At 69.4% G+C, this 4,397-nt stretch carries 5 protein-coding genes; 2 read left to right on the top strand and 3 right to left on the bottom strand.

Annotation, left to right across the window (positions count from 1 at the left end):
- A partial coding sequence (locus ACNPM4_RS16050) for an arsenate reductase/protein-tyrosine-phosphatase family protein (RefSeq protein WP_448986345.1) occupies positions 1–239 on the top strand: 239 nt, incomplete at its 5' end.
- Entirely contained in the window at positions 236–1,618 is a 1,383-nt protein-coding gene (purB, locus tag ACNPM4_RS16045; protein WP_051662409.1) for an adenylosuccinate lyase, read from the top strand. The genes ACNPM4_RS16050 and purB, both read left to right, overlap by 4 nt.
- Positions 1,619–1,804: 186 nt before the next feature.
- Here purB and ACNPM4_RS16040 read toward each other — a convergent pair whose 3' ends face one another.
- The 3 genes from ACNPM4_RS16040 to ACNPM4_RS16030 all read right to left on the bottom strand — a co-directional run bounded on the left by ACNPM4_RS16040 (position 1,805) and on the right by ACNPM4_RS16030 (position 4,309).
- A complete protein-coding gene (locus ACNPM4_RS16040) occupies positions 1,805–3,238 on the bottom strand; it encodes an MDR family MFS transporter (RefSeq protein WP_417503863.1) in 1,434 nt (477 codons plus the stop codon).
- Positions 3,239–3,308: 70 nt separating this feature from the next.
- The gene (locus ACNPM4_RS16035; protein ID WP_448986344.1) at positions 3,309–3,662 is read right to left on the bottom strand and encodes a hypothetical protein; all 354 of its coding nucleotides are present in this window, start codon (positions 3,660–3,662) and stop codon (positions 3,309–3,311) included.
- Positions 3,659–4,309, bottom strand: coding sequence for an acyl-CoA synthetase (locus ACNPM4_RS16030; RefSeq protein ID WP_448986343.1), 651 nt, complete (start codon positions 4,307–4,309; stop codon positions 3,659–3,661). Before ACNPM4_RS16030 ends, ACNPM4_RS16035 begins: the two co-directional genes overlap by 4 nt.
- Positions 4,310–4,397 lie beyond the last annotated feature (88 nt).

The raw sequence follows: 4,397 nt of genomic DNA, 5'->3' as shown, positions 1-4,397 counted from the left end.
TGGGGGTGGGGGCGCACGACGAGGACGAGGAGGGCAAGGTCACGCTGCTCCTCGCGTTCGACCCGGACGCCTCCACCCATGACGTCCCCGACCCGTACTACGCGGGGGCGGCGATGTTCGATTCGGTGCTCGGTATGATTGAGGCGGCGACTCGGGGCCTGTTCCGCCAGCTCGAACCCGCTCTCCGTCTCCCCCGCTCGCCCCGAACCTTCGGGGCCTCATCAGGAGGACTCCCCTGACTTTCCAGCCTTCGCTCCCGCCGCAGCCCCTGAGCCCTCTCGACGGTCGCTACCGCGGCGCCGTCACCGGTCTCGCCGACTTCCTCTCCGAGGCGGGACTCAACCGCGCACGGGTCGAGGTCGAGGTGGAGTGGCTGATCGCCCTCACCGACCGCTCGCTGTTCGAGACGACCCCGCTGTCGGATGCAGACAAGGAACGCCTGCGTGCGCTGTACCGCGACTTCGGGCAGGCCGAGATCGACTGGCTCGCCGAGAAGGAAGCCGTAACCCAGCACGACGTGAAGGCCATCGAGTACCTCGTGCGCGACCGCCTCTCGACGCTCGGACTCGACGCCATCGCCGAGCTCACGCACTTCGCCGCCACCAGCGAGGACATCAACTCCGCCTCCTACGCGCTCACCGTGAAGCGCGCCGTGGAGGAGGTCTGGCTGCCGGCCCTCGACACCGTGATCGCAAAGCTCCGCGAGCTCGCGGTCGAGCACGCGGATGCCGCGATGCTCTCCCGCACGCACGGCCAGCCCGCGACCCCATCGACCATGGGCAAGGAGATCGCGGTCTTCGCGTGGCGCCTCGAGCGCGTGCGCGGCCAGATCGCGGCATCCGAGTACCTTGCCAAGTTCTCGGGCGCGACCGGCACCTGGTCAGCGCACCTGGCGGCCGACCCCGACGCCGACTGGCCGACCATCGCCCGCGAGTACATCGAGGGCCTCGGACTCGGCTTCAACATCCTCACCACCCAGATCGAGTCGCACGACTGGCAGGTCGAGCTCTACGACCGCGTGCGTCACGCCGGCGGCATCCTGCACAACCTCGCCACCGACATCTGGACCTACATCTCGCTCGGCTACTTCGCGCAGATCCCGGTCGCCGGGGCCACCGGTTCGTCGACGATGCCGCACAAGATCAACCCGATCCGCTTCGAGAACGCCGAGGCGAACCTCGAGATCTCGGGTGCGCTGCTCGCCTCGCTCGGCCAGACCCTGGTCACCAGCCGCCTGCAGCGCGACCTCACCGACTCCACCACGCAGCGCAACATCGGCGTCGCGTTCGGGCACTCGCTGCTCGCCCTCGACAACCTGCGCCGTGGCCTCAATGCGATCTCGCTCTCGCGCGACGTGCTGCTTGCCGACCTCGACGTGAACTGGGAGGTGCTCGCCGAGGCCATCCAGACCGTCATCCGTGCCGAGGTCGTCGCCGGTCGGTCCACGATCACCGACCCGTACGCGCTGCTCAAGGAGCTGACGCGCGGCCACCGGGTGGGCGCCGCCGACCTCGCCGAGTTCGTGCAGGGGCTCGAGATCGGCGATGCCGCGAAGCAGCGCCTCCTCGCGCTGACTCCGGCCACGTACACCGGCATCGCCGAGCGCCTCGCCCGCTAACACGCGCACCCGCACCCGGTCCCGGTCCCGGTCCCGGTCCCGCCACGCAGGATCGCCGAGTGCACGGCTTGTTGCCGAGTGCACCGCCGATTCACGCAGGGTTCCCGTGCAGTCGACACGATCCCGTGCACTCGGCGACGGATGGCGGGAGCGGGCGCGGGGGAGCGGGAACGGACGCGCAGCGGGCTAGGACGCCGGCTCGCCGGAGTGGTCCTCGACCTTGTCCTTCGGCATGAACGCGGCGGCGAGCAGCGTGAGCAGGGCGGTCACGGCGACCGCGACGAACACCCAGACCGATGCGTGGATGATCGTGTCGGGGTCATCGGGGCCGGCGCCCTGCGCGATGGCCGCGTTCGAGATCGCCCCGAACACCGCAACTCCCACGGCGCTGCCCGCTGAGCGCGCGAACGCATTCATGCCCGTCACGGCTCCGCGCTCGCCCCACCCCACGGAGGACTGGGCGGCGATGAGGGTCGGCGCGGCGCTCCACCCGAGCCCGAACCCGAGGACGAACGCGATCAGCGACAGCACCCAGGGGTTCGGCCACGAAGACACCGACGCGAGGACGATCGCCGCGACCGAGGCGATGCTCATACCGATCAGAGTGGTGCGACGGAATCCGATGCGCAGATACAGGCGCCCCACGTTCGCTGCGGCGATCGGCCACCCGAGCGTCAACGCGGCGACCGCCAGACCCGACAGCAGCGGCGCGATGCCCAGCGAGCCCTCGAGGTAGGCGGGCGCGAAGCTGGTGACGCCGATCATGAGGGCACCCACCCCGAGCGAGACGAGGGTGGTGGTCAGGATCAGCGGTCGGGCCGCAAGGCGGAGGTCGACGATGGGCTCCGCGACCCGGCGTTCGACCATCGCGAAGAGGGCGAGAGCCACGATGCCGATCCCGAAACACAGCGCGCTCTGGACGGAGATCCACGCCCAGGCGTTGCCCCCCTCGAGCATCCCGAGGATCAGACCGGTCAACCCGACCGTGAGCAGCACGGCTCCGGCGTAGTCGATCCGGTGCCGCTCGGTCTGCTTCTGCTCCTTGTACTTGAGTTGCAGCATCCAGGCCGCGATCAGACACAGCGGGATGTTGACCCAGAAGATCCAGCGCCACGCGTCGAGCTGAGCGAAGACGCCGCCGAGCGCCGGGCCGACGACGGATGAGATCGCCCACACACTCGCGATGTACCCCTGCACCTTGGCGCGCTCGGCGACCGTGTAGATGTCTCCGACGATCGTCATGGCCATCGGCGCGACCGCGCCCGCGCCGAGCCCCTGGATGATGCGGAAGACGATCAGCGCGGGCATGCTCCACGCGAAGCCGCAGAGGATCGAGCCGAGGAGGAACAGGGCGATGCCGAGCAGGATGATCGGCTTGCGGCCGACCGTGTCGGCGAACCGGGAGTAGATGGGGACGCTCACGGCCTGCGCCAGCAGATACACCGAGAACAACCATGGGAACTGCTGATAGCTACCGAGATCGCGGACGATGCTGGGCACCGCGGTGGCGAGGATCGTGGCGTCGATCGCGATGAGCCCGGTCGCGAGCATCAACGCGCCGAGGATGGGGCCTCTCGGCGACCGGAGTCCGATGGAGGCGCGGTCGACGGAGGCAGTCACTTCAGGGACAAGCCCCGTGGCGCCGGGACTATTCCGACGAGTGCCGCGAAAGGCGCGGCCCCCTCGCCCGTCACGAGGACGACGTGCGGCCGGGCTCGTCGCCCTCCGCCTCGCCCTCGGGCTCCGGGTCGTACAGCACCGGACGGTCGATGGTCTTGGTGACGTCGGCCGGGTCGACCGCGAGGATCAGCATCGCCAGGATCAGCAGAGTGACGATGAACGCCCCTCCACCGACGACGAGCCCGAGCGCGATCGGCGTGAGCCCGTCGTAGGTGCCGTTCGCGATCGCCGTGTTCACACGCAGCGTGAAGGCCCCGGTGGAGACGAGCGTGACCACCATGGCGAAGACGCCGCAGCCCAGCGCGATCAGCAGCAGGTGCAGCGGCCGCAGGATGTCCCGACGGGTGGGCTTCTCGTCGCTCATCGCTCTCCTCCGTGCTCCGCAGGCGCGGTGCTGTCGTTCGATTCGGTGACCGCGGCGGCGGCATCCACCCGTTTCGGGGTGAGCCCGGCGATGCCGAGGAAGACCGCGACGATCGCCGCGTAGCCGCCGAACATGCCGACACCGAGGATGATGCCGGACAGCACGAACGTGCCGGCCTTCTCGATCGTGTACTCCTGCAGGAATCCGGCCGGGATCAGCAGCAGGACGATGCCCAGCAGCACGCCCAGCGCGCCGACGGTGATCGCGTCGCGCGAGAGCGGATCAGCGGTACGACGCGAGCGGATGCCGGCGAGGATCTCGATGCCGCCGCTCACGATCGCCCAGGAGGACACGACGATGAAGAACAGATCGTCGGATCGCCAGGCCGGGATGCCGCTCACGCCACCGGCGACGACGCCGAGCGCGGCGAGCAGGATGTACGACCAGCGCGAGCCCGCCGGGAGCACCAGCCAGGCCGCGAGCAGCTGCACGAGCGCGGTGGTGAAGACGAAGCCGCTGAAGACCGAGAGGCCGACAGGAGCGGAGTGGTCCGATGAGAACGTGATCATCAATGCGGCGACGGCGGCGAACAGCGCGCGCAGCAATTGCACGTGGCGCATGGTGAATGCGCGAACAGGGGCAGACATGACGGTCCAGAGTCCTCCGGGGTGTTCCTCCCAGTCTACGCGGGGGCGCGGAGTCGCAGCGCCCGCGGGCGTGCGGAGGAGGATTCGT

The sequence above is a fragment of the Microbacterium umsixpiens genome (assembly GCF_053543675.1).
Note: the sequence above shows the minus strand (reverse complement) of the source record. Positions and strands in the feature narration are given on the sequence as shown.